At 44.3% G+C, this 24,806-nt stretch carries 25 protein-coding genes, 1 pseudogene and 1 riboswitch; of the genes and pseudogenes, 7 read left to right on the top strand and 19 right to left on the bottom strand.

Features of this window, described 5'->3' with window-relative positions; translation table 11 throughout:
* Nucleotides 1-2: 2 nt before the first annotated feature.
* Complete coding sequence (locus HMPREF1150_RS07180; RefSeq protein WP_009659569.1) at nucleotides 3-830, top strand: Cof-type HAD-IIB family hydrolase; 828 nt, start codon at nucleotides 3-5, stop codon at nucleotides 828-830.
* 30 nt (nucleotides 831-860) lie between these two features.
* On the opposite strand, the gene HMPREF1150_RS07185 is transcribed toward HMPREF1150_RS07180, so the two are convergent.
* Genes HMPREF1150_RS07185 through HMPREF1150_RS07210 form a run of 6 tightly spaced genes read right to left on the bottom strand, consistent with a single transcriptional unit; the run spans nucleotide 861 to nucleotide 5,849 of the window.
* A complete protein-coding gene (locus HMPREF1150_RS07185) occupies nucleotides 861-1,346 on the bottom strand; it encodes a GNAT family N-acetyltransferase (RefSeq protein ID WP_002905642.1) in 486 nt (161 codons plus the stop codon).
* Between the two features lie 40 nt (nucleotides 1,347-1,386).
* Nucleotides 1,387-2,655, bottom strand: a complete 1,269-nt coding sequence (gene dltD / locus HMPREF1150_RS07190; protein WP_002919976.1) for a D-alanyl-lipoteichoic acid biosynthesis protein DltD — start codon at nucleotides 2,653-2,655, stop codon at nucleotides 1,387-1,389.
* The gene (gene dltC / locus HMPREF1150_RS07195) at nucleotides 2,648-2,887 is read right to left on the bottom strand and encodes a D-alanine--poly(phosphoribitol) ligase subunit DltC (protein ID WP_002894204.1); all 240 of its coding nucleotides are present in this window, start codon (nucleotides 2,885-2,887) and stop codon (nucleotides 2,648-2,650) included. The genes dltD and dltC overlap by 8 nt, the downstream gene beginning before the upstream one ends.
* 19 nt (nucleotides 2,888-2,906) lie before the next feature.
* Complete coding sequence (gene dltB, locus HMPREF1150_RS07200; protein WP_009659556.1) at nucleotides 2,907-4,151, bottom strand: D-alanyl-lipoteichoic acid biosynthesis protein DltB; 1,245 nt, start codon at nucleotides 4,149-4,151, stop codon at nucleotides 2,907-2,909.
* Nucleotides 4,148-5,698 (bottom strand): D-alanine--poly(phosphoribitol) ligase subunit DltA, encoded by a 1,551-nt coding sequence (gene dltA / locus HMPREF1150_RS07205; protein WP_009659554.1) that lies wholly within the window; start codon nucleotides 5,696-5,698, stop codon nucleotides 4,148-4,150. Before dltA ends, dltB begins: the two co-directional genes overlap by 4 nt.
* 19 nt (nucleotides 5,699-5,717) lie before the next feature.
* The gene (locus HMPREF1150_RS07210; RefSeq protein ID WP_002894209.1) at nucleotides 5,718-5,849 is read right to left on the bottom strand and encodes a teichoic acid D-Ala incorporation-associated protein DltX; all 132 of its coding nucleotides are present in this window, start codon (nucleotides 5,847-5,849) and stop codon (nucleotides 5,718-5,720) included.
* 258 nt (nucleotides 5,850-6,107) lie between these two features.
* Between HMPREF1150_RS07210 and HMPREF1150_RS07215 the strand changes: the two genes are divergently transcribed.
* From HMPREF1150_RS07215 to HMPREF1150_RS07230, 4 genes are all read left to right on the top strand, one after another.
* A complete protein-coding gene (locus HMPREF1150_RS07215) occupies nucleotides 6,108-6,446 on the top strand; it encodes a PadR family transcriptional regulator (RefSeq protein WP_002899377.1) in 339 nt (112 codons plus the stop codon).
* Nucleotides 6,421-7,020, top strand: coding sequence for a DUF1700 domain-containing protein (locus HMPREF1150_RS07220; RefSeq protein ID WP_009659568.1), 600 nt, complete (start codon nucleotides 6,421-6,423; stop codon nucleotides 7,018-7,020). Before HMPREF1150_RS07215 ends, HMPREF1150_RS07220 begins: the two co-directional genes overlap by 26 nt.
* The gene (locus HMPREF1150_RS07225; protein ID WP_004189406.1) at nucleotides 7,013-8,080 is read left to right on the top strand and encodes a DUF4097 family beta strand repeat-containing protein; all 1,068 of its coding nucleotides are present in this window, start codon (nucleotides 7,013-7,015) and stop codon (nucleotides 8,078-8,080) included. The genes HMPREF1150_RS07220 and HMPREF1150_RS07225 overlap by 8 nt, the downstream gene beginning before the upstream one ends.
* A gap of 145 nt (nucleotides 8,081-8,225) precedes the next feature.
* Nucleotides 8,226-9,179, top strand: coding sequence for a S66 peptidase family protein (locus tag HMPREF1150_RS07230; RefSeq protein ID WP_002907580.1), 954 nt, complete (start codon nucleotides 8,226-8,228; stop codon nucleotides 9,177-9,179).
* Nucleotides 9,180-9,257: 78 nt separating this feature from the next.
* Here HMPREF1150_RS07230 and HMPREF1150_RS07235 read toward each other — a convergent pair whose 3' ends face one another.
* The 3 genes and pseudogenes from HMPREF1150_RS07235 to HMPREF1150_RS07240 form a co-directional block, all read right to left on the bottom strand.
* Nucleotides 9,258-10,517 (bottom strand): carbohydrate-binding domain-containing protein, encoded by a 1,260-nt coding sequence (locus HMPREF1150_RS07235; protein ID WP_002907581.1) that lies wholly within the window; start codon nucleotides 10,515-10,517, stop codon nucleotides 9,258-9,260.
* 18 nt (nucleotides 10,518-10,535) lie between these two features.
* A pseudogene (locus HMPREF1150_RS12015) lies at nucleotides 10,536-11,249 on the bottom strand (VTC domain-containing protein).
* A 189-nt stretch (nucleotides 11,250-11,438) separates the two neighbouring features.
* Nucleotides 11,439-13,862, bottom strand: a complete 2,424-nt coding sequence (locus HMPREF1150_RS07240) for a YhgE/Pip domain-containing protein (protein WP_009659558.1) — start codon at nucleotides 13,860-13,862, stop codon at nucleotides 11,439-11,441.
* A 374-nt stretch (nucleotides 13,863-14,236) separates the two neighbouring features.
* Between HMPREF1150_RS07240 and HMPREF1150_RS07245 the strand changes: the two genes are divergently transcribed.
* Both HMPREF1150_RS07245 and HMPREF1150_RS07250 read left to right on the top strand, forming a co-directional pair.
* Nucleotides 14,237-14,941, top strand: coding sequence for a DUF4947 domain-containing protein (locus HMPREF1150_RS07245; RefSeq protein WP_009659567.1), 705 nt, complete (start codon nucleotides 14,237-14,239; stop codon nucleotides 14,939-14,941).
* A gap of 232 nt (nucleotides 14,942-15,173) precedes the next feature.
* Nucleotides 15,174-15,704, top strand: coding sequence for a TetR/AcrR family transcriptional regulator (locus HMPREF1150_RS07250; protein ID WP_002894223.1), 531 nt, complete (start codon nucleotides 15,174-15,176; stop codon nucleotides 15,702-15,704).
* Nucleotides 15,705-15,807: 103 nt separating this feature from the next.
* Here HMPREF1150_RS07250 and HMPREF1150_RS07255 read toward each other — a convergent pair whose 3' ends face one another.
* The 10 genes from HMPREF1150_RS07255 to HMPREF1150_RS07300 form a co-directional block, all read right to left on the bottom strand.
* Nucleotides 15,808-16,833 carry a 3-oxoacyl-[acyl-carrier-protein] synthase III C-terminal domain-containing protein gene (locus tag HMPREF1150_RS07255; RefSeq protein ID WP_156788987.1) on the bottom strand — a complete coding sequence of 342 codons (1,026 nt, stop codon included), beginning with the start codon at nucleotides 16,831-16,833 and terminating at the stop codon, nucleotides 15,808-15,810.
* A gap of 19 nt (nucleotides 16,834-16,852) precedes the next feature.
* Nucleotides 16,853-18,112, bottom strand: coding sequence for a F390 synthetase-related protein (locus tag HMPREF1150_RS07260; protein WP_009659521.1), 1,260 nt, complete (start codon nucleotides 18,110-18,112; stop codon nucleotides 16,853-16,855).
* Nucleotides 18,081-18,908 (bottom strand): MBL fold metallo-hydrolase, encoded by an 828-nt coding sequence (locus tag HMPREF1150_RS07265; protein ID WP_009659519.1) that lies wholly within the window; start codon nucleotides 18,906-18,908, stop codon nucleotides 18,081-18,083. Before HMPREF1150_RS07265 ends, HMPREF1150_RS07260 begins: the two co-directional genes overlap by 32 nt.
* Entirely contained in the window at nucleotides 18,883-19,914 is a 1,032-nt protein-coding gene (locus HMPREF1150_RS07270; RefSeq protein ID WP_032905417.1) for an NAD(P)-dependent oxidoreductase, read from the bottom strand. The genes HMPREF1150_RS07265 and HMPREF1150_RS07270 overlap by 26 nt, the downstream gene beginning before the upstream one ends.
* Before the next feature lie 199 nt (nucleotides 19,915-20,113).
* Nucleotides 20,114-20,725: a 30S ribosomal protein S4 gene (gene rpsD, locus HMPREF1150_RS07275; RefSeq protein WP_002899562.1), complete on the bottom strand. Its 612-nt coding sequence runs from the start codon at nucleotides 20,723-20,725 to the stop codon at nucleotides 20,114-20,116.
* Between the two features lie 262 nt (nucleotides 20,726-20,987).
* Nucleotides 20,988-21,710: an ABC transporter ATP-binding protein gene (locus HMPREF1150_RS07280; RefSeq protein ID WP_009659566.1), complete on the bottom strand. Its 723-nt coding sequence runs from the start codon at nucleotides 21,708-21,710 to the stop codon at nucleotides 20,988-20,990.
* Complete coding sequence (locus tag HMPREF1150_RS07285) at nucleotides 21,710-22,711, bottom strand: ABC transporter substrate-binding protein (protein ID WP_009659555.1); 1,002 nt, start codon at nucleotides 22,709-22,711, stop codon at nucleotides 21,710-21,712. Before HMPREF1150_RS07285 ends, HMPREF1150_RS07280 begins: the two co-directional genes overlap by 1 nt.
* 41 nt (nucleotides 22,712-22,752) lie before the next feature.
* On the bottom strand, nucleotides 22,753-23,505 hold the full coding sequence (locus HMPREF1150_RS07290) for an ABC transporter permease (RefSeq protein ID WP_009659564.1): 753 nt from the start codon (nucleotides 23,503-23,505) through the stop codon (nucleotides 22,753-22,755).
* Between the two features lie 118 nt (nucleotides 23,506-23,623).
* Nucleotides 23,624-23,725, bottom strand: a riboswitch (TPP riboswitch).
* An 84-nt stretch (nucleotides 23,726-23,809) separates the two neighbouring features.
* Nucleotides 23,810-24,433 carry an HAD family phosphatase gene (locus HMPREF1150_RS07295; RefSeq protein WP_009659561.1) on the bottom strand — a complete coding sequence of 208 codons (624 nt, stop codon included), beginning with the start codon at nucleotides 24,431-24,433 and terminating at the stop codon, nucleotides 23,810-23,812.
* Nucleotides 24,434-24,529: 96 nt separating this feature from the next.
* Entirely contained in the window at nucleotides 24,530-24,805 is a 276-nt protein-coding gene (locus HMPREF1150_RS07300; protein WP_002894239.1) for a Veg family protein, read from the bottom strand.
* Nucleotide 24,806 lies beyond the last annotated feature (1 nt).

Below are 24,806 nucleotides of genomic sequence, written 5' to 3'. Positions count from 1 at the left end.
CTATGACAAAACAAGCGATTCGTCTGATTATCAGCGATATTGACGGTACCATTTTGGACGACCAGCACCAAGTAGATTCTAAACTCAAGGACATGATTCCCCTGCTAAGCCGAGAAAAAATCCCTTTCGTCCTCGCTTCTGCTCGCTCTCCTCTAGGCATGGAGCCGATTGCGCGTGAGCTGGGACTGGGAGATAATCCGTTAGCTTGCTACAATGGCGCTCTGGTCATCAAGGGCGACCCGCAAGCTTATGAAACTATTATCGAGCATCCTCTCGACAAGAAAGAAATCCGCACTTTTATAGAGCTGGTCAAGGCTGAGTTTCCTAGCGTGTCCATCAATCTCTACTCTGGTAAGGATTGGATCGCTGATCATCTAGATAAATGGGTGCAGATAGAGGCTGAGATTACAGGTGAGCAGCCGATAATTCAGAATGTGTTAATGCCGGTGCTGGATGTTCTAATGCCTGCTCACAAGTTACTCCTCATTGATGAAGCGCCTATCATCCAGAAACTCCATGACTACCTACAGACCTTGGACTTTGCCAAGACAGCCTTCTATCTCTCTAAGGACAACTACATGGAAGTCACGGCCAAGCATGTCTCCAAGGAGCAAGCCTTGTACGAAATTGCCCAGCACTATCAAGTGCCTCTAGAGCAGGTTATGACAATCGGAGACAACTTCAATGACCTTCCTATGCTCCGCCTGGCTGGACTTGGAGTCGCTATGGGCAATGCCCCCGAAGCAGTCAAAACCGAGGCAAAAGCCGTCACCAAAAGCAACAATGAGCACGGAGTTGCAGAAGCTGTAGAAAAGTATGTTTTGATATAACGCAAAAAATCTGCTCAAGGGCAGATTTTTTTATTGATGATAGTCATAAGCTAGGCGAGGACTGCCGTCAGCTACATAAATAATGCCACACTCCCTAAAGCCGTAGTTCAGCACAGCAGCCTGCATAGCTTGATTGTCCGCATGGGTATCGATTCGCAAGTAGGGAATCTGCTGGCGGCAAAAATCAAAGACCTGACGGGACAGGCCTCTGACTTGCCCGTTCGAAGCGATGCGGTGAATGGTGCCGTAAGGCTCTGCAAAATGCCAGGTTCCCTTTTCGATGACCTGATAGGTCGGGTCTTCTCCAATGATAAAGGCAAAGGTACCAACCGGCCGCCCTTCTTCCTCGACAACAAAGGAGTGGCCAGTCGCAATGTCATCCTCAATCAAGCTCGCGCTGGGATAGCCTCCATCCCACTGAGTCGGATTGCCTTGGTCTTTCATGAACTGACGAGCCACATCATAAATCGCCATAATGGCTGGGATATCTTCTGTTTGGGACAAACGAATCTTCATCTTTCCTCCTTTATAAAAATAAGGCTGGAAAGTCCCAACCTTATTTGAATTCTTCTGGTTTGCCAGTATACTGAGACCATTCCTTGCTGAAGAAGCGGTCATTCATCTGGTAGTTTGGCGCCGGCTGTGGATTGGCTACAAAAGGATCAACCGCCTTGTCAAAGGCAAGCCATCCATTCCAGCCCATGTGGATAGTGTCCTGCATGAAGTAAGGCTTGTCGCCGTCCTTAGAAAAATCAGCAATATTGGTAAAGCCCTGACTTTCCAGTTGGTAGCGAATCTTAGCCACCGTCCGCTGGTACATTTCAGGACTGAGTCCTGTATACTCCATCCACTTAGAATTGACCGGTGGAATGATGAAGATGACATTGGTCTTTGACTTGGCGAACTGGTCCAGAACCAGCTGCAAGTCGTTGTACTCAGGAGATTTTTCATAAGATTGCTTGGTTTGAAAACCTCTGAGCTTGGCAACCTTGCCGGCCAGACGGGTCTTGTAAAATTGATTGTCTATGCCGAATTGATTGTTATTGGTCTTCTTCTTGGCTTCTGCTGTAGCAATCTCTTCCAATGCTTTATAGGAGAACGCGTCTGGCAAATCAGCCATATAAGGCAAAATTCGCTGGTCATAATTTTCATTATTGAGGGCAGCAAAGTTGCTAAAAAAAGCATCTTGTCGCTCATTAAGATGAGCCATCATCTCAATATGGCGCTCTTCAAAGCTGCTCAGCTTCTTACCTTCCGACAGCTTCTGCACGCTCTCTGCCATAGCAACATCTGGATAAAGCTGCAGAAGGCGCTGGGCTGCATATTGCGCCGCCGCATCTCCTTGCTGCTGAGACAGATAAGCCGTCAGCTGATCACTGTTGAAGTACTGCTGAAAGGCCGAAGCATCATAGCCAGTCTTGGTAAACCACTGGGGCGACACTACATAGACCGCCGTTTGCCCCTCCAACTCAGAGGACATCTGCTGCATACCAAAGTACTGATTAAATGATGCTGCCCCGCGCTGGCCTAGAAAATAAGGCCGATAGGAGCGGTTGTATTTCTCAGCCAGCACTGCCGGATGCATGCTATCAAAGCGCAGCCATTCACTAGAGCCAAAGAAGGGAACAAAGCGCATCTTCTTATCGGTCAAGGCTGTCACCTTCTTGCTGCGGCTCTTGAAGTTTTCTGCTGTCAGGGTCACTGCCGAGCGCTTCTCTGCTTCTATATCATGCTTTTTATCAAGCGGATAGAAGAAAAAGAGCAGTGCAACCATGACCATAGCGCAGAAAACTGGCCCCAGAATCAGCCAGAGTCGTTTAAGCATTGCGAAGCTCCGTTACGCCTTCAACGATTTTATTGGCTGTGTTCCAGTCATCGCGGCCAAACTCTGACACTGGCACGCGGATATCAAAACGGTTTTCCAGCTCAACAATCAGCTCGACCGTTCCCATACTGTCTAGGACACCAGCGTCAAACAAATCCTCGTCCATCATGTCTGACACATCTTCCATAAATAGTTCTTCAATAATTTCAATTACTTCTGCTTTTATATCCATTTTTCTTCCTCATTCATTTTTATTTTTTAAACCAAAGCTCATTTAAAAATCCAGAAAAGATTAAAAATGAGAACATGACTGCGTGAAAGGTCACCACAATCCCCAAAGCTTGGGTCCATTTATTGTCTGGCAGAGGCGGAAGCCCTTTAGCCTTGCGCTCTTTGTTTAAAGTTTTCTTCTTGCGCAGCCAGGCATCATTGACGACCAGACCAGCTCCATGAAAGAGACCGTAGGCGATATAGTACCAGGTCACACCATGCCAGAAGCCCATTATCAGCATGTTAATCAGATAGGCCACACTAGAGGTCGTATTGCGGTTTTTAAAGACCTTATTGCGCATCAGGACCATGACCAGCCGCATAAAGACAAAGTCACGGAACCAAAAGGACAAACTCATGTGCCAGCGATTCCAAAATTCTTTCAAATCTCGTGAGAGAAAGGGCTTATCAAAGTTGATTGGGCTCTTGATTCCCATTAGATTGGAAATAGCTAACGCAAACATCGAATAACCGGCAAAGTCAAAGAAGAGATCCAAACCAAAGACATACATGACGCCCAGAGTTCCCAGATTAAAGAAACCGCCGGTATAGAGAGCGTAGGTCTTGACATGCCCCAGCAAGAGATGTCCAAAGATATGTGCTAGGATAAACTTATAAAGGAAGCCTAGCATGATATACTTGACAGACTGCTCCAGCATATCCAGCAGCTCATCGCGCTCAGGAATGTTCAAATAGTCTTCATTGAAACGCTTAAAACGATCAATAGGACCGCTTGAAAAGGTCGGCATGAAGAGCAGGAAACGCAAGAACTCCCAGAGCGTGAACTCTGTCAGAACCCCATCGCGCATCTCAATCATCATCCCTATCGAGCGAAAGGTCAGATAGGAAATTCCCAAAAAGCCAAAGAGAGACTGATGACCGCTGATTGCGGGCTCTACCTTAACAAGCACAAGCGGCAGAACCGCCAGCAAGGTATGCAGATAAAAGATCCACTTGCTGTCCCGCGACCGGCGATAGAGCTTGTATGAGTAAACCCAAACTATCTGCCAGATGACATAGCCTAACAAAGCACAAAGCTGCGCCAGACTAGGACCTGTCAGCATCAGGACGATAAAGACCAAGCTGACCAAGGCTTCATAAAGGGGAAAGCGCTTCTTAAAGAAAAGTCCGACAAAGATTGGCAGAACTGCCAGAACGATATAGACAAAGTAAATTGGATTGCCGTAGGGTTCCAAGTGAGGCAGCTGTTTCAAGAAATCCATCATCGCTTATTGACCTCGCTAATCAGCCCCTTGATGTCAATCTTGCCATTTGGAGTCAGAGGCAGGGTCTCTCGATAGAGGAACTTGGACGGCATCATATAGGACATCATGATATCCTGCAGATCTTCCTTGATTGCCTTGGTAATATCAATTTCCCGCTCAAACTGCTCAGCCACACCGTCTTTGAGGATGACGTAGGCCAACAGATTTTGGACCTTGTGGTCCTTATTGTAGCGGGGCACAGCCACTGCAGATTCAACGTATTTCGATTTGTTCAGGTTCTGAGACACATCCTCCAACTCAATACGGAAACCATTAAACTTAATCTGGAAGTCCATCCGGCCGCCGTAGAGCAGCAAGCCTTCATCTGTCATCGATCCGACATCTCCTGTATGATAGGCTGGCAGACCTTCAAATTCAAAGAAGGCCTCCGCTGTCTTCTCAGGATTATTCAGATAGCCTTTGGATACAGCTGGGCCGCAGACGATGATTTCTCCCTGCTGGCCATTCGGCACCTTCTGCCCTTCTTCATCAATGACAAAGGTCGGAGAGTCCGCCTTGGTATAGCCAATCGGCAGGCGCTTGCAATTTTGCAGCATCTCGTCTGTCACTGCTACCGCAGACAGGGCCACTGTTGCCTCAGTCGGACCGTAAGCATTGATAATGCGAGCTTGAGGAAAGCGATCGCGCAGCTTCTGAGCTGTCTTGACCGTCAACTCCTCGCCGTCAAAGTAGAAATGCGTCAGCTGAGGCAGCTTCTGGCTGTTAAAGTCATCCGACAGCAAGGCCATGTCCGCGAAGGAAGGTGTAGACGTCCAGATAGCAATAGGCAGACTGAGAATCGTCTCAAACAGCTGCTTGAAATCCTGAGTCACAGCCGAAGGCAGGGCAAAAAGAGTCCCTCCCAAGGCCAAAGTCGGCGCCCAATACATGACCGACAAGTCAAAAGAATAAGGCGGCTGAGCCAACATTTGAGGACGCTCCGGAGTCGCAAACTCTTTATCCGTAATCATCCAATTCGTAAAGCTGAGCAGATTATTATGGGAAATCTGCACCCCCTTAGGCTTGCCAGTCGTCCCTGATGTGAAAATGATGTAATAATTATCATCTCCCTGCACCGGATGGCTAAGCTCATAGGATGCTCCCTCTCTGAAAGCCGTCTGAACTTGCTCCGCACTGAAAATAGGAGCTGCTACATCTGCCAGCGGAAAATCATTGATGGCAATAATCAAGCTTGGCTCAGCAACTTCCACAATCGCTGCTACGCGCTCCAAGGCTGAGTGGCTGTCGATAGGAATGTAGGCATGACCAGACTTGGTCAAGGCCACAAAAGTAGCCAACATTTCGTATTCCTGACCGCCAAAGACCACAACCGGAGACTTGTCAGGAAGTCCCAAACGGTCAATCTGAGCCGCCAGCGAATCGGAATCCTTCTTTAAATCACCATAAGTATGAACTTGACCTAAAATATCATAAACCGGAAAATCCGGCTGCACCTGAGCAAAATGCTCAATCGCTTCAATCATATCATGTATCACTTTATTTGACATTGTTTCCTACTCTCTCACATTAAAATTCATTATAGATAAAGCCACCCTGACCCTGACCCAGATAGCTAAAGAAATAAAGCAAGGCCAGAAAGATAACAAAATATAGTAGGGTTTGGCCCAAAAATTTATATAGGGTTTGATGTTTTTTCATTGATCTCTCTTATATTTTTAGTTAGACTTACACCATTTTACCATTTTATGGAAGATGTTTTCAACACAAAAGCTAAGGAAGATGTAAAGTTCTTGTAAGGAAGAAAGGTACTTTGATGTGCCTTATAAACAGCCATTAAAAGACTTTTTCAAAAAATATATAAAAATTTTATATATTTTGCTTGACTTTTTTCCTAAGAGGTTGTAGACTATATATAGAAAGATTATATATAAATATTTTACACAAGGAGGTGGTCCTATGTCTTTCCCCACATCATCGGCTTTGATTGAGTTTCTCATCTTAGCCATCCTTGAAAAAGACGATTCCTACGGTTATGAAATCAGCCAGACAATCAAGCTGATTGCCAATATCAAAGAATCAACACTTTACCCCATTCTGAAGAAGCTGGAGCAAAATGACTGCCTCACGACTTATTCGCAGGAGTACCAAGGACGAAAACGAAAATACTATTCACTCACTGCCTACGGGCATGAACATTTACTCACTCTAAAAGAAGAGTGGCAAACTTATACCATGACCATCAGCGGTATCATAGAAGGGAGCATCCGTCATGACAAGAACCGAGTATCTAGCTGAGCTAGAAAAATATCTGAAAAAACTGCCACGCAAGGACTACCAGGAAGCTATGGATTACTTCACTGAGTACTTCGACGAGGTAGGCCCAGAGGGCGAGGCAGCTGCTATTGCTGATTTAGGCAGCCCTAAGGAAGCGGCCCACGAGATTATGTTGAATCTTTTGGACAAAAAAGTCGAGGAAGATAATCAAGACAGCAGTTCATCAAAAAACACTAAGAACATCGTCCAGATTGCTATCCTATCCATTTTGGCAGCACCCTTGGCTATTCCGCTCTTTATAGTAGCAGCTCTTTTGACTTTCGTTTTCTTCCTCTTCGTCTTTATCTTTGCTCTAGTCATGGCTATAGGTGCCTTTGCCTTCTTTATTTTTGGAATCAGCCTGATCTGGGACACTTTGACAGTGGGACTGACAACATCGATCCCGGCCTTCCTGTTCACTCTGGGGCTCAGTGTTCTAGTTCTGGGACTGTCCGGCATCTTCTACGCAGGCATTTCTCCTGTTACTCAGTTTGGCAAGGCTGGCTTTGTCAAACTAGCTCAACTTTTCGCAAAGAAAGGAACACGTCATGGCTAACATCAAATTGAAAAAACCTCTTTTATCTGCAGCTATTTTAGCCTGCCTCTTTGGTGGAGCCCTGACAACTATCGGCTCCATTACAGGCGGTGTCAATGACTTGGTCAATTCTACCAAAAGCAAGGTAAAACTAACGAAAAAAGAAGAAAGTTTCTCTGATCTTTCTTCCCTAAATATCAACTTAGCAGCTAGAAACCTCGTCATCAGCGAATCTCCTGATGACAAGGCTCACTTGACCTATTACCAAAGAGACGGCAACTATCAGATTGGCGGCAGCATGCTTGGAAAAATAACAACAAGTTCTGAAAATGGAAACTTAAACATCAAGGAAGATGGTGCAGACTCCTTCCACATAAGCACTGACATCCGCTCCTTCCACATAAGCACTGGCATCCGCTCCTTACTCAGCTTATTTGACCAAGAATCTCAGGAGAAGCGTACTGTGGAGCTTTCCCTGCCCAAGGGGACCAAGCTTGAGACATTCAGCGGCAGTTCGTCATTAGGAGATGTTACGCTGTCCAATCTATCAGCCAAAAATGCTGACTTCTCTCTATCTCAGGGCTCGTTGACTGTGAATGATGGCCAATTCGCATCTGGTAAATTTAAGAACTCTCTGGGAGAGATTACCATCAATAACAGTCAGATTAGCTCTGGAAAAATCATTGATTCTTCGGGTACCATCACTCTGAGCAACAGCCAGTTCGCATCTGGCGAAATATCAAACTCTCTGGGAGAGGTCAATCTAAACTCGAGCAAAATCTCCGACAGCACTCTGAAAATCTCAAGCGGCTCACTGAACTCTGAACAGTTGGAATTAGCTGGTACAATCTCTATCACTAATCAACTGGGCGATATTAATCTGCATCTGGTTTCTGGCAGTTTGTCGCAGCTATCCTTTGATCTGAAAACGGATCTAGGTGAAATTGACATCCCTAGTAGTATAAGTGTAGAGCACTCCAAAGGCCATGAACTTGGCGGCTCTGCCATCCGTAAAGTCGAAAATCCGACAACTACACTTACTGCCAGCGTCGAAAGCGGTAGCATTAAGCTCAGCGAATAAATCATAGAAAAGAATATATACAATCAGGGAGTCTTCAGCGGCTCCCTTTTTTTGATAAAAATTCCCGCACTGCCCTAAGATTGCTTTACAGGCCTTGGCCTTTGTGCTATGATATTCTATAAAAATTTATCATAAGGAGGTCCCTATGAAAAAACTCACACCTGGTATGCACATTCGGGTCGTTAGCCCCTCAGCGTCAATCGAACACATCGGTGGCTTTGAGGCCAATCTAGCCGCCAAGGAGCGCTTGGAAAAACTAGGATTTACCGTGTCTTTTTCGGAGCATTATCTAGAAAATGATATGCTAGACTCTGCCTCCATCGAAAGCCGGGTGGCAGACATCCATGCTGCCTTCGCAGATGAGTCCGTTGATGCTATTCTGGCCACTATCGGCGGTTTCAACTGCAATGAGCTCCTGCCCTATCTGGACTTTGAGTTGATTGCTAGAAATCCTAAGATTTTCTGCGGCTACTCAGACACAACAGCCTTGCTCAGCGCTATTTATAGCAAGACCGGCATGAAAACCTACATGGGACCGTCCTACTCTAGCTTTAAGATGGATGCCTTGCAGGACTATCAGACTGAGAGCTGGCTCAAGGCCGTCAGCCAGACTTCTTATGAATTGACTCCTAGTGAAAAATGGGGCGACAATGCTTGGTATCTGCCCGATGCCCCACTAACCTTCCATGAAACGAAGTGGAAAGTTTATCATCACGGACAAGCCCAAGCCACTGTTATCGGCGGTAATCTTTCCACCTTCTCGCTCCTACGTGGTACGCCCTATGCCCCAACAGATGAAAACTATGTCCTCTTTGTTGAAGAGGCGGAGGAAGATCATTATGTGGAGTTTGAGCGCAATTTAGCTGCCCTCCTTCAGGCCTATCCTAACCCGCAGGCCCTTCTCATCGGCCGCTTTCCAAAAGAATGTCAGATGACAGAGGAACTGCTCCTCTATATCTTGGATAAACATCCTATTCTAAAGACAATTCCTGTCCTCTATGACTTGGACTTTGCTCATACTCAGCCACTCTTTACCATCACCATCGGTGCTCAAGTGACGGTGGATACGGAAAAATTATCTATCAGAATTGATGAATAGCAAGAATCCTCATTCCAGCTGGAATGAGGATTCTTCTTTTTCATTAGGCACTATTTCATTGTTATCTCATCGGCTTTTTTATCGTCCACCAAAACCGCCTTGGCCGCCTGGGGCACCGCCACCACCAGGTCCACCAGCGCCAGGTCCATCTGCCGTGATTTCTGTTCGGCTCTCACCATTGACCGTGATGGTACCTCCAGTGTAGGTAGCTGTTCCGTCAAAGTCAAAGGCAGATACCGTAGAAGTAATATCCAAGTTTCCTCCTGACATAATGACATCGCCGTTGGAGTCGATAGCATCGGTATCGCCTTCACCGACCTCGACCTTGATATCGCCATCGGTAATCTTGATAAAGATATCAGCGCCAGTTACGTCACTAGCTGCATTGATACCATCGTCTGTCGCATAAAGGTCCAGCTTGCCGCCATTAATGGTGACATTGGTTCCTTCCAGAGCTTCTACACTCTTAGAAACTGTAATCGTTCCACCATCAATCAAAGCGATATTGCTAGCGTGTAGACCATCATCACCAGCATTAATCATGATGGTGCCGGACTGGATATAGAGATTCCCCAGAGAAGTATCTTCATCATTGTCTGCGTGGATAGCATCTTCTGTCGCTGTGATGTCAATAGTAGCATCCTTGATATTAATGGCTGAAGCTGCTGACAGACCATTCTTAGCTGCCTTGAGCGTATAAGTGCCACCTGTCACCCGCAAGGTCTGCTCAGACTTAATCGCTGTTTCATACTTGCCATCAACTGTCAGACTTCCAGAACCATTGAGAGTCAGGTCAGAGTTACTATAGATAGCTGCATCTGCATCCGTATTACTATGATTTGATGAATCTGAGATTGTGTTTTGGCTGCCATCAGCCAGAGTCAGGCTTGTTTTACCCGCATTTTCTACTAGGATAGCTGCGTCTGTCCCGCTCATGGTTACGCCATTTAGGACGATTTGAACCTTGTCGCTATCACCTGCTTTGACAACAATTTGCACATTTTCACTCGTTCCGGAAACGACATAAGTTCCAGCCTTTGAGATTGTCACAGTCGAGCCGGAGACACTAGCACCGTCACCAGAAGTCTTAGCACTAGATCCACTCAGGCTGATGGTCGTCGCCTTAGACTCATCATAAGAAGCGTCTGAGTCCTCTGAGGCAAAGTAATCAGAAGTATTGGTTTTAGTCTGACTGGTGCTTGTAGCATTAGCAGCCTGGGTAGTGCTTGAAGTTGTAGAACTGCTGGCGTTTGCGCTGCATGCTCCTAGCACTGCTGTCATCAAGACCAGTGGAATCATCAATTTAATTTTTTTAAGGGTTGATTTTGATTGTTTCATTTTCTTTTCCTATCTATTTTATTTACTGCTGATACAGTTTGCCTTTTTATAGGCAAAGCCGTATTTGGAGAAAGAGCTTGGAGACAGCTGGTAGCGATCCATAATCTCGCTCAGCCATAGCGGACAGGTTTCTGGAATCTTAACTTCCATGATAACGTGATTGGCTGGCAGGAGGTAATCTCCATGGCGACCAGCCAAGAGACTCAAATCATAAGGACGGTAGGTCAGGTCGTGATCAAAGGTAATCCGAATCCGCTCATCCTCAATCCCCTTCATCGAATAACGATTGTAGCCGATATACATCATAGGCTGAATATGACCAAAATGCTGGGTCAATCAGACCATTTCCTTATCTATCTGAAGGTCAGTCAGCTGACTGTAATCACCGTCCAGATAGGCTTCTGCCGTCAGCAAATCTGCTGCAAGACGGCGTTTGGTGACCAGATTCTCCGTCTTTTTCTTGATTTCCAAAAAGACTTGACTATCCTCGGTCGGATACTCTTGATAGGTCCGCAAACGCACCTTCTCATCAAAGTAAGGATTTTCCAAAGACTCACGAATAAGCTGATAGGATGGCGTATCGTAGTAGAGATTGTTAATGGTCGAATAAGCTCGCTCATCCTCCACCAGATAGCCTTCAAACTCTAGCAATAGATCCAGCAAAGTTTCCTTGGAAATGATGTATTTGGTTTCAAAGCGCTGAAAATGATGTTGAAAATTTTTTTCTGCCATGGGCTTCTCACCTCTCTATCTTTCTTGAATGTAATGCAATTTTAAAGATGAAAACTTAAAAGAAAGATAAAGAAAACTTAAAGAAAACAAAACATCTCCCTTTTCAGGAGATGTTGATGAGATAAAAACTAAAAGAATTACAGATAGACTTTTCATCTACATTTTTACACATTCATAAAAGTACGAACCCTAAGCTAGCTGTTTTTTATCTGTTCGATAGACCAGAGTGCCAAGTGCCATGAAAAGAACTAAAACAAAAGCAAGGAAGAGTACCTGACTACCAATTTGGCCGTTCATAGAAATCGTTTGGCGTAAGCCCGATACAGAATAGCTCATTGGCAGCCAAGGGTTGATAACTTGGAAAATCTTACTAGTCAGCTCCAATGGATAAGTTCCTGCACTAGAAGCCAGCTGTAAAAGCAAAAGAATCAGAGAAGCAAAGGCGCCGAGCTTGCTATCCCAAGTAACCAAAGCTGTCACAAGAGCCATAAAGGTCATGCTGGCTAGGACAATCAAACCAAGGGTTGCCCACTCATGGTTAGCAGATAGGCCTATCAAGTGCACAGCACCATAGACCAAAACACCCGCCACAACAGAAATGACTCCATTTACCTCTATACGGGCCTTCAACCAGTCTCGTCTCGTCTTAGGTTCTTGACCCGATGGAAGTGTGCTAAAGATGATATTGGTTGAAATAGCTGCCACAAATAAAGCTACTGAAATCATATAAGGCGCCATCCCAATGCCATTTTTTTCTACCTTATTCTCATCTGTCTTGCTCAGTGTCAGAGGATCTGCCAGAGTTTTTGCATTGTCTTCCTTAGTAGAAACAGTCGACAATTTATCGCCTGCATCTGAGAGGCCATTGGACAAATCGCTCGTTCCCACAGTAAGTTTAGAGAGATTATCTGTTAAAGCACTGCTGCCATCAGCCAGCTTTTCTGTACCGCTCGCTAATTGATTGGTTCCATCTGCTAATTTCTCGAAACTAGAGGTCAATTCTGGCGATTTATCTGTTAATTGGGCTGCCCCGTTTGCTAATTTTGTTGTATTTGCTAGCAAATCAGAGTTCTTACTTGCCAAAGCTGATGTCCCCTCAGATAGCCGACCGACTGCATTGGTATAACTTGTCACCCCTTGTTCCAATTGTGTCGCGCCAGTCGTTAGTTTCTCATTTAGGGTGTCTACACCTGCGACTAGTTGATTGGCTCCTCCGCTTGCTGAACCGAGGCCAGTACTTACTGTTGATAAGCCATTATAAAGGCCATTGATCATGCTAGCTGCCTGTGGCAGAACTTGATTTGATGCACTTTCTAATTGACTTAGTTTTGTTTGACTAGCGCCTTTTATCGTTTCAAGAGAAGCCCTCATCGTATCGATTTCTGATAAAATCGTCTGAGCAGATTGATCACTTCCTGCTTGACTAGCACCGACTGCTGCGTCAATCTCAGCCTTAGCCTCACTAGAAAGCCCTTGATAAGCACTGGTCCCTTGGACACTTGCCAAAGCTGCGGCCTTGGCATCCTGATTGTTATTGATAATGGCTTGAGCGGATGCTGCTATGCTAGTCAGTGAAGCTTCAATGCTGTCTGTCGACACTGCTGAGTCACTTGCTGCAGCTTGAATACTAGCATTCAACTGTGTCAAACCGTTTGCTAAATCATTGACGTTTTGCTGGTTGTTAGCTAAGGTGGTATCTACCGAGGACTTTAATGTGGCCAAGCCAGTATTCAGATTTGTCACACCTGTCGATAAGGCCTGAACTCCATCTCCTGACTGGGTGAACTGTTGGACTCCGCCCAATAAGTCTGCTGATCGACCCGACAGCTGATTTGTACCTGTGGCCACAGTACTTACACCACTAGTATAAGTGTTTATCCCATTTGACAAACTACCCAGTCCAGACGATACTTGTGCAACACTCCCAGTATAAGTCTGTAGTCCTGTGTTAAATTGAGCTGCACCGGACGATAATTTGCTCGTGGCTTGATTCAGAGTTCTTAAATTATCTGCAATTGTCTGACTGCCTGAACCTAGTTGTTGGCTGCCAGATGCTAATTGCTGAGCACCATCGGATGCCTTCACCAAGCCAGTTTTTAGATCTCCCATATTCTTAAATAAGGCGTTTGTATAAGTATCCGTGACATTTTGCGCCACCGTCTGCTTCAAAGAAGCCATGGCTGAATCACTCATCTTACCAGCAATAAAACTGTGGCCACTAGACGTTTGATAGTCAATCTTCATTTGCTGAGGATTATCGGTCAAAACACTGGCTGCACGTTCAGATAAATCACTTGGAAGCGTCACAACCATGTAGTAATCACCCTTTTCCAGACCATTTTGAGCGTCTTCTTTACTGACGAAGTGAAAATCCAGATTTTTATTTTCCTTGAGGCTGGAAACAACATCCTCGCCTATAGACAAGGTCTTACCACTAGCAGTTACAGCTTTATCCTGATTGACGACCGCCACTGGCAAGTCCGATACCTTTCCATACGGATCCCACATGGAGCTCAGGAAAATAACATTATACAAGGCAGGAATCAAAGAGACTCCTAACATCACAATGATAAAAGTCGGCTTTTTTAAAATAGCTTTCCATTCTTTTAACATATCTACCCCCTAAAATTATACACAGTGTCCAAATTTCAATAAAATTGATTATACACCAATCGAAAATTATTACAAGTTTATTTTTTAAAAAAATGGACACCGTGTCCAATTTTGTTTAAAAAGATTGCAAGGAAGCGGAATAAGTTAGTCCTACTGTCTTTAATCCCTGAATAATCTGTAAACAAAAGGTATTTTCCCATAGGTAGGTACACAGAAAATCAGTTTTATGTTAGAATTATTAGCGGAGCATATAGAATTAAATGTCAAACTTTTAAATTAATTATATGGTTCCATGTGAAACACTGTTGTCAGCAGATGCCTCATATCACAATAGCTCAAGTAAGATTGAGCATAGTAAAGAAAGGTTTAAGATAATGAAAAAAAGAACACTATTTAGCTTATTTTCTCTAGCTGCAGTACTATTTCTGCTGTCAGCCTGCCGTTTCCTTGTACCATCTAATTCAGATTCTACCACTCGCTCTTCTAATTCGGATAAATCAGGAAAAAAAGTTAGTTTAAAGGATTCCTCAAGCTCATCAAAGCAATCTTCCAAAAGTAGAAGCAGCTCCCCTAGCAGCAGTAGTTCTTCCAGAAGTTCTAGTAAAGAAAATAGTAGTTCTAGTAAGGATATAGAAAAAACCACAGATGGTCTTCCAGAAGATGCCGATCACGCTAAGAATGATAAGATTTATGCGACTGGCAATGCCAAGGTCTATTACCAATCCTATGAATCTGGCGGTTTTGAAGCTCAAATTCCTGAATTTAAAGGATATACCCAAGAAAAAGTCAAAAGTATTCTCGGCGAACCAGAAAAAATAAGCACCGATCTCGCTTCTGAATATGAAGCCTTCCAAAACAAAGAATTAGAAAATCTTAAAAGACTGGTTCAGGAGCAAAAAATAAGTACCGAACAAGCGCGTGCTTTCTTAGCGGGTGTAGTTGACATTGCTCAAGCATCAAGATTACAAAATACCTACACAATTTACTCTTATAAAAATGAACAAATTTCTATTATCTTCTCACAGGAAGGCGAGCTACTTTATGTCACTCCTGACCCTGACTACCTCTACTTTAAATAATGTTCATAACAAAAGCCGAGACTTTACTTTAAGCCTCGGCTTTATTATTTTACCAGTCGACTAAGCCTAATCAGATAAAATTTTGTCTATCTATGCTTAATTCCGGAATTTAACTCTTTTCCACTGGAAAAACATTTGATATAATAGTACACGGAGAAAAAGAAAAAGTAGTTTGCTATGATGGCTATTCGCTTGAAGAGCAGACTGAGGCTTAGCCTCAAAGGGAGATTTTATGTTAGAAAGCAATAAACGCCGAAAAACCAAGGCTATTATTGAAAGAGCCATGGTTTCACTACTGCATAAGCAGTCCTTCGACCATATCACTACTGTACAGCTAGCTCAAGCTGCTGGCATCAGCCGTAGTAGTTTTTATACTCACTACAAGGACAAGTACGATATGATTGAACGTTATCAGCAAAACCTCTTTCATCAGTTGGGATATATTTTTGAGAATAATCAAGAAGATGTTCAAACTGCGATTACAGAGGTCTTTCAGTTCCTCCAGCTAGAGCCACTCTTGGCTGCTCTTTTGACAGAAAATGGCACGAAAGAGATTCAAAATTTCCTGCGCCATAAGCTGCAGGTGATGCTGGCGGATAGTCTGCAGGACCGTTTTAGTAGACGTGTTTACAATCATTTTGAAAAAGAATACAGCCGGGTCTTTCTAGCCAATGCCTTCTTTGGTGTCTGCCAAATGTGGATTGCTAGAGGAAAAAAAGAAAGTCCTGAACAAATAGCAGAATTTCTTTTGAAAATGCTGTAAGAAGTTGCTGGAACCCAATGGGTTCCAGCTCTTTTCATATTTTGAAAAATTAAACAGGGTGTACAAAACCTCTTTTGGTTCTGTACACCCTATTTTCCTTATATTATAGTTTCATAGCCAGCATATTAACTGTCATACCAGCTGCTGTTCCCATCAGAGCGATGGTGTCCCCTTCCTTGACTAGATTACGCTCCAGAGCATAGCAGAGAGAAAAAGGCACTGCTACTGACACCATATTCCCATAGTCTTGCACAATATTAAGGTATTTATCATCAGGAATACCCAAGCTGCGCATGACCATTGGCAGAGCCCGACTCGCCTGATGCGGAATGATATAATCCAAGTCAGATAGGCTAAGGCCACTCTTTTCTTTAAATTCTTTAAACATTTCTGGAATTTTTCTGGCAGAGAGCAAGAGAATCTTCTTGCCATTCATGTCAAACATGTAGTGAGTCTTGGTAGCATCTGAATACTCCTTAGGCTGAAACGATGTCAAACCACCGCGAATCTCTGTATCATGAGCTCCCTCAGACCAGGTCCGCTGCAAGCTGGAGATGACCCCTCTTTCTTCCTCTGTTGCTTCAAAAATCAAAGCTGCCGCTCCGTCACTGAACAACTCAAAACTTTCCCTCTGATTGGGATTGAGACCCAAACTTCCAACCTCACTGGACACGATGAGGATCCTTTGGTACTCACCAGCCTCCAACAAATGAGACATGAGACTCAAAGCCGAGATAAAACTGGTGCAGGTCGTGTTGATATCCATGGCTGGAATGGACAGCCCCTTAGCTACCAACTCATGAATCAGGGCAGCGGTACAAGGAATAGGCTGAACGCCCACTGCACTGGCTGACACGATACAATCGATGTCTTTGATAGTCAAGCCCGCTTGCTGCAGGGCTTTTTCAATCGCCTTAACAGCCATAGAAAGCTGGGTTTCTTCATTTTCCACCACCCGATATCGAGTCTGATCCTTAAAAGTCACGGTATTTCTAGGTAGATGCGTACCGTAACCAACTATCTTTATATGATTCTTTACTGCAGTCATATTAAACTCCTTCTTGTCAGACTTGAGACTGCTTGACAGTTGGGTAAACTGCCAAAGCGCTTCAGCCTCTGATTCATATATTTTTCCACTTGGAGCATTCTTAAGCCCGATAGATACGTTTCAACTTACGGCTTCTGTCCCGCTGATAACCTTCAAAAGAAATAGCAGGCATAAGAAAGCCCTTATCAGTCGCTAAGTTTTGAAATTGCTGGACAAGCTCGTCTTCTCGCTGCTGACTACGATGTTCGATAGCAATGGTCAGCGAATAGTCCTTTTTCTGAGCGACTTGATATTCTCCAATCCCATCAACTAAGAGCAGACAACGGCGGATAAAGTCTGGAAAGACCTCCACCGACTGACCTGCAGCATTTTCAAAAATAAAAATATCATCTGAACGCCCCTCAATCCTATCAATCCGTGTAAAGACCGAACCGCAGGGGCAAGGTTCAGGATTTTCCACCAAGATATCATTCAGCTCATATTGAAAAATTGGCTGAGAAGTCCGCTTGAAATCCGTAATAATTGGGTAAAAGCGCCTATCATCCAAGTAGTGCTTATCTACATGGACAATGTCTTCATTTAGATGAAGATTACCGTAGGCACAGCTGCAGGCTAAAAAGCCCTCGGTCGCTTGGTAAACCTGATCCACCTTTTTTAGACCAAATCCTTCTTGAATACTCTGCTGATCTGGCTCTTCCAAAATTTCTGCCACTGATACGACTTTGCTAGGGGCAATCTGCAAATTCCCTGCCTGGACTTGTTTTGCCAGCTCTAAGAGCATTGATGCTGGTGCTACCAAAATTGTCGGCTGATAAGCATTCAAGCGCTCTACATGCTCTTCGGCTCCCTGAAAAGTATCAAAGTACTCCAGAGAAATCAAGCCTGAATTGACAGTCTGATAGAGTTGGTTATCTGCCCGAAGAAAGAAGGCTATTTTATGTCCAAAGAGTTTGCCTTTAGGCAGCATCTTGGCCAAGATGGCTGCCGCCCACATACTGCGCTCCTTTTCAGTGGTGACAAACAAGCCTCGGTGACCGGATGTCCCCGAAGACAAGCCGACAGCGATTTCTCCTATCATGGGACTGAAATCACGTGTCCGCTCACTCTCTAGGGCCAAAGCTAGCAACTCATCACGATCCAGTCCCTGAGTATTGAGCTCATTGAAATGCTCCATCATGAAGGCCTTATTCATCTTAAAATCTGCTGGAATACCTGATTTAAAATAAGGTGATTCCTGCTGCAGAAATTCCCGATAGGCTGCTAAAGCCTTGATTTGATAGCATTCCAAGGCCTGTCGATCTTTAAATCGATGCACCCAGCGCATGACGCTAAAGGTTTTTAGAAATGTTCCTAGTTTCATACAAAATCTGCTCCGCTCTCTCAGCCGGATCATGACTGACTAGCACCTGATAGCCAACAGCAAGTAACTGCCGAAGCAAGGCCACACCGGCCATGTATTCTTCCTTGCTATCTTGGATCAGTGACGGCAAGAAACGCATCTGCTCTGTATACGGCAACAGATCCACGCCCCAGCACAAATCAGCTCCGATAAACAGATGATAATCTGGCAAAAAGAGACACGCTTGACCAGCAGCATGGCCATCAACTGAGGCCAGATATATACTGCCATCCCCAAACAAGTCGACTGTCTTGCGATAGAGGAATGCTGCTTGCACCTGCTGAGGTTCCACCACTTCCAACCGACTCTCAAAATCCTGCGGAAGAAATTCCTTAAAAATCAAATCCTTCAGTTTGGCATGCTGATACGTTTTGAAAACGGTCTTGGTCAGAATGAAGCGGGCCTTGGGAAAGAAAGCGGCTCCGCCGATGTGATCTGGATGCAAGTGCGACAAGATGACATAAGAAATATCTTCTGGCGCAATTCCTTTTTGCTCAAGCAGACGATCTACACGCTCCTCTTCTGACATATCAACAGGCGTTCCCAGACCATAAAGCCAGTATTTGAAATTGGGCTTCAGAATAGCTGGAGAATAGCCAGTGTCATAGAGAATAAAGCCTTTCTCACGATGCTTCAAGAGGAAAACACCAGCTGGAAAAATTATTTTTTTCTTGGCAACTCCCTTAAACATCTGCTGCAAGTGACTGCTGCAGCGCCCAGGCTGAAGATACTCAATTTTCTCGATAATGTTGGACATATTTTGCAATCCCTTCACTGATTGTCAACTTGGGTTGATAGCCCAAATCCCTTACTGCTGCTGATATATCCAGCGTTTGACTGTAACGCATTAAGTAATAGGTGTAAAGAGTAAGAGGCGGCTCTTTTTCAATGTGAAAAAAGCGATAAAAGCTTTCAAAGCCCTGTGCCAGAAGACCTAGAAAAGCAGCAGGTAACTTAATATAATGTTTACGAACCTGTAAACTATCTAAAGCTTCATCCAGCATATCCTTGAAACTACGGGATTCTCCGTTGGTAATGTTGTAAACTTGTCCTTGCGCTTCTGGCATTTCCAAAGCCAGACGAACAGCCAAGGCCACATTTTCCACACAGGTCATGTCCATCATTTGCTGGCCATTTCTGATGAGTGGAATCGCCAGTTTTTGGCTCAAGCGCAGAATTCTAGGAAAAATACTGGTGTCTCCAATACCAAAAAGCCCTCTAGGACGTAAGATAACCGATGGAATTTGAGGATAGCTTCGGACAATCCGCTCAGCCATGAGCTTGCTTTTTATATAGAAATTTAGCTCATTCTCCTGAGGAGCAGCCTCTTCTTTGATAGCGAATTGGTCACGCGCCGCAGCATAAACACTCGGAGAGGAAATATAGACCAGTCGTTGCACTCCAAAATGTCGGCAGGCTTCCATAACCAACTTGGTTCCTACCACATTGGTCTGATAAAACTGCTCCCATGGTCCCCAAATCGTTGAGAGGGCACCAGCATGCACCACTGCATCCACTCCTTCACAGGCTGCAAAAATTTCTTCTTCTCTGGTAAAATCTCCAGCAAAAAACTCTACTAAAGAACCTTCTAACTGCCGACCAGCCTTCAGATTACGACCAAAAGCCCGTACCTGATAGCCTTGTTCAGCCAGCTCTTCAACAACATACTTTCCTAGAAAGCCAGTCGCTCCTGTCACTAGAACCTTCATCGCTACTCCTTTCATACAATTTTCTGTTTGTGTCTTGTCCCCATTATACACCATTTCAGCAAATCTTCCGTAAAAAAGCTGGAAAAAATCTTTACAGAGTGTCTCACCTGATTGGATAGGAGTAGAAAGAAATCAGATAATTTCCCAAAACAGCTGTCTCAAGCCATTGACATTTTTTAGTAGGAATTAGCTTTATTATTTCATTGAGAGTATAAAAAAGAAGCCGGGAAACCGACTTCTGAACAAATACAAATTAAAGCATTTTGTTGTAGAATTCAACGATAAGTGCTTCGTTGATTTCTGGGTTGATTTCATCACGCTCTGGAAGGCGAGTCAATGAACCTTCTAATTTTTCAGCATCGAATGATACGAATGCTGGACGTCCAAGAGTTGCTTCAACAGCTTCAAGGATTGCTGGAACTTTCAATGATTTCTCACGAACTGAGATCACTTGACCTGGAGTTACGCGGTATGATGGGATATCAACGCGTTTGCCGTCAACAAGAATGTGACCGTGGTTTACGAATTGACGAGCTTGACGACGAGTAGTCGCAAGACCAAGACGGTAAACAACATTATCCAAGCGACGCTCCAAGAGAAGCATGAAGTTGAAACCAAGAATTCCTTCTTTGATTTTTGAAGCTTGAACAAACAAGTTACGGAATTGTTTTTCACCTACACCGTAAGTGAAACGAAGTTTTTGCTTTTCAGCCAATTGCAAACCGTATTCTGACAATTTGCTGCGGTTGTTTGGTCCATGTTGACCAGGTACATAGTTACGGCGAGCCAATTCTTTACCTGTACCAGTAAGAGAAAGACCCAAACGACGAGCTTGTTTCCAAGATGGTCCTGTATAACGTGACATAAAAATGTCCTCCTGTAAAATATTTTTGAGGAAATAGTCACTTAGAAAGCCCTGATTCGTGCAGAACATTTTCGCCCAAACAGCTAAGGCTACTTTTATAGCTGATGTTCTGTTGACGAGCTCCATGCTTTCCTGCTGCTATTTCACACAAGGGCTATTGTACCATGAATAAAGTCAAAAGTAAAGGGGCTCATACAAAAAATCAAGCCAAAAGGCTTGATTGAAGTTGTTTCTTGAAAGCAAAGGAATTCAGGCAGTTACTTCACACTCCCAAAATCCTCAAAATCTCCTGCTTGTATCGCAGCTTCTGCAATTCCTTATCCTCGCGGACTGACCAGGTCAGTTGGAAATCTGCTACGATTTGTCCAGGCCGATTTTTCAGAATATAGATGCGGTCGCTGAGAGCCAGAGCTTCCTCGATGCTATGAGTAATGAGAAGAGTCGTCAGACCCAGCCTACGGTGAATATCCAGATACCAAGCGTGTAGCTCCATCTTGGTCAGCTCATCCAAAGCACTAAAGGCCTCGTCCAGAAGAAATAGCTTGTGGCCGAACATATAGGTCCGCAACAGGGCCACGCGCTGCCGCATACCCCCACTTAGCTCATGTGGATACTTGTCTGCCACATCAAAGAGGCCAAACTCTCTCAAAATCTCAGTCGCCTGCTCCGTCGCTTCCTTTTTTGATACTTTTCGGATAAGCAGGGGCAAGATGACATTGCCCAGCACTGTCTTGTGCTCCAGCAGCAAGTCCTTCTGCAGCATATAACTCACCCGACCCTTGGGATTTTCCTGCCCGTCTAGGACAATCCTTCCCGACTGGACCTCCAAAATCCCAGCAATCAGATTAAAGAGGGTCGTTTTCCCGACTCCACTTGGTCCCAAAATCGCTACGACCTGGCCAGCTTCCACCTGTAGGCTGATATCTTTCAAAATCTGCTGCTCATCATAAGCATAGCTTACATTTTCAAGTTTAATTTCTGTCATTATTTTATATAATCGTTGCTAAATCCCTTGTCACTCAAGTCATTGTCCACGATACCCTTATCCTTAGCCCATTTGTAAAAGGCATTCCAGCGGCTAGCCTCAAACTGACCCCACTTATCCTTATCCGATGCATATTGCTCGGACAAATATTTTTGGGAAGCCAAGACAAAGTCACGCTTATTTTTCAACTCTGGCGCATGCTTGATTAAAATATCCGCCGCTTCTTCAGGGTGCTCCATGGCATATTGATAGCCCTTCTTGATGGCCTGCAAGACCTTTTTCGCCTCGTCCGGATTCTTCTTGAGATAGTCATTATTAGCAATAATCACTGGAGAATAGTAGTCAAACTCCTTTACATAGTCCTTCATATAAAAGAAATTTGTATCCATGCCCTGAGTTTGAGCCATGATGCCGTCCCAGCCATGATAAATCCAGGCCGCATCAAACAAACCATTTTCAATCGGCGTAATAGAGTTAGAATCGTTGTTAGGAACTTTTTCCACTTCATCAAACTGGCCGCCTTGGCTTTCAACCAAAGTTTTGAGCATGCCTAGCTCCACTGGATCATTCCAAGTGCCGTATTTCTTGCCAGCTAGGTCCTTAGGTCCAGTAATCCCTACAGACTTCTTGGAAATAATGCCCGAAGTATTATGCTCTACAATGGCTGCAACGGCTGTGATTTCTGCGCCCTTATCCAATTTTTTAGCCATGGAGTCCTGGAAATAAATGCCAAAAGGTGCCTTGCCGTTGATAATCAAATCCGAACTGCTATCTTCAGGCGGCAACTTGATATCCACATCCACGCCTGCTTCCTTGAAGTAGCCCTTTTCTTGAGCCACATAAAGGCCGGTATGGTTGGTGTTAGGTGACCAGTCTAGGATAAAATCAATCTTTTTATCCTTCTTAGCTGACTCCGAGCCTGACTGACTGCAAGCCGCTAGACCAAAGATAGACACGGCAGCTAAACCTGCCAGCAACACTTTATAACTTTTTTTCATCATTATCCTCTTTTCTTTCTTTGGAAAATGGCAGAGCTGAGCTCCTATTTCCACTTAATGACATATTTTTCACTGACAGCCACCAGCTTCATCCCCAGAAGACTGATAACCGAAACCAATATGATAATGGCAAACATGGTATCGTACTGGAAAAGTTTCTTAGACTGAATCATATAAACACCCAAGCCTTCAAAACCACCCAACCATTCAGAAACCACAGTCGTAATGAAGGCGTAGGAAACACTCACCCTCAGACCCGCATAGAAATAAGGCAAACTAGCTGGAATTTTAAAATGCCAGAGAATCTGCCAGCGATTGGCCTGCATAAGCTCAAAGAGAGTCAGAGTATCCCGGTCACAATGCCGAAAACCGTCCAGAATACTGACGATAATCGGAAAAGTCGTCGTCAGAATAATGAGCACAATCTTGGGCAAAATCCCATAACCCAGCCAGAGAACCAGAATTGGCGCCAAAGCAATGGTCGGAATCGTCTGCACCACGACCATCATGGGATAAATCAGATCATTGAGCCAGCTCATGCTGTCCATGAGTATAGCTAGCATACAAGCCAAGATGACGCCCAAGACTAAACCCAGCAAGGCTACTTTTAAGGTGGCCCAGCTATGACTTGCTAGAAAGCCAGCATCTCTGATAAAGGCCTGACCAATTTCCAGAGGTGTCGGCAGGATAAACTTGGGCAAGAGCTTGAGCCAGCCCATGACCTGCCAGATGACAAGTACACCCAGCATCCCTAAGAGACCGATTTGCTGCCGCATCAGCCTTTGTAGTGCTTTCATTGATTAGTTTTCCTCCCTTCATTTATTTTGGGCCCTGCAATTCTTTCAATCATCAAGCTTTTGAAAAGATGATAAAAGAAAAGGCCTTTTCCATATACGGAAAAGGCGCACAAATACCACATTTTTTCGGTATATTTCCTACGCTGGCATTACCCAGATCAGGTGCGGTCGAAGCTTACACTTCCTCTCAGACTGTACACAGACTCCCATATATAGGACTATGATAGCGCAATCATCAGCAAATGTCAAGATTGGAGCTTGGACTCACTCTTTTTCAACTATAAGTAAAGCAAACTATCATCAATCAGCCAAACTTCCCTTTCGCAGCCAGCAAAGTCTCCATAGCCATGATATTCTCAGTCTCACTTGTGGATAAAATGGTTTCAAAGCCCAATTCAGCTGCCGTGTCTAAGTTAGCCTGAATATCATCAATGAAGACGGATTCCACTGGATCCAGACCATATTTTTTCAAGAGCTTGTGGTAAATCTCTACTTCTGGCTTGACGACACCAACCTCTGAGGAAAGGATATAGCCCGACAGCAGTGGAAAAATAGTCAACAAACCAGCTTTTTCAATATGATAAAAAATCTCACAAGTGGTTGACAAGATATAGATTCGATAGCCCTGGTCAACCCATAGCCGAATTCTTTCCTGTAAATCACTGTAAACATGCACAACCTCATACCAATGATAAAAGATATTCTTAATGGCGGAATGATAAGAAACATCCAGCTGAGCCAGGACTTCCTCACAAGCTCCTTTCAAACTCAGCTCTCCCTTGTCTGTCTGATGCCAGACACCTGATTCAAAAATGACCTGCCTAAGAACCTGCTGCCGCTCTTTCTCAGGTTCAAAATATGTCAAGATTTTCTCAGAATTCCATTCAATCAGAACATTGCCCAAATCAAAAACCAAATTTTTAATCATGATGACCACCTGTTTTCTTTGCTTATCATCCTCTATATAAGTCGATTTGACTGAGGAATTGCTTCAAATATAAGTAAAAAGGCCCACCGGACCTTTCTATTCATCAAAATAACGGATGAGGTTCTTTTCTGTCAAAATGTCAGAATAAGTATAAGACTCTACATAGGTATTAGAGATTTCCCCTGGCTGACCGCCTTCATTGGAATATTCCACGATAAACAAAGACGGATAGACTTCAATCAGACGGCCTTGCTTGCTTTTTTGGCGCTTACGACCGTTTTCCAGCGTCATCTCAACGATTTGTCCCTCATGCGCCTTGATATCTTCTTTGATTTTTTTCATTTTTGCCACATCTGTAAATGCATCACTCATC

It is taken from the genome of Streptococcus sp. AS14, assembly GCF_000286495.1.
Taxonomy (GTDB): domain Bacteria; phylum Bacillota; class Bacilli; order Lactobacillales; family Streptococcaceae; genus Streptococcus; species Streptococcus sanguinis_P.
The sequence above is the reverse complement of the archived record's forward strand: the minus strand, read 5'-3'. Positions and strand labels throughout refer to the sequence as shown.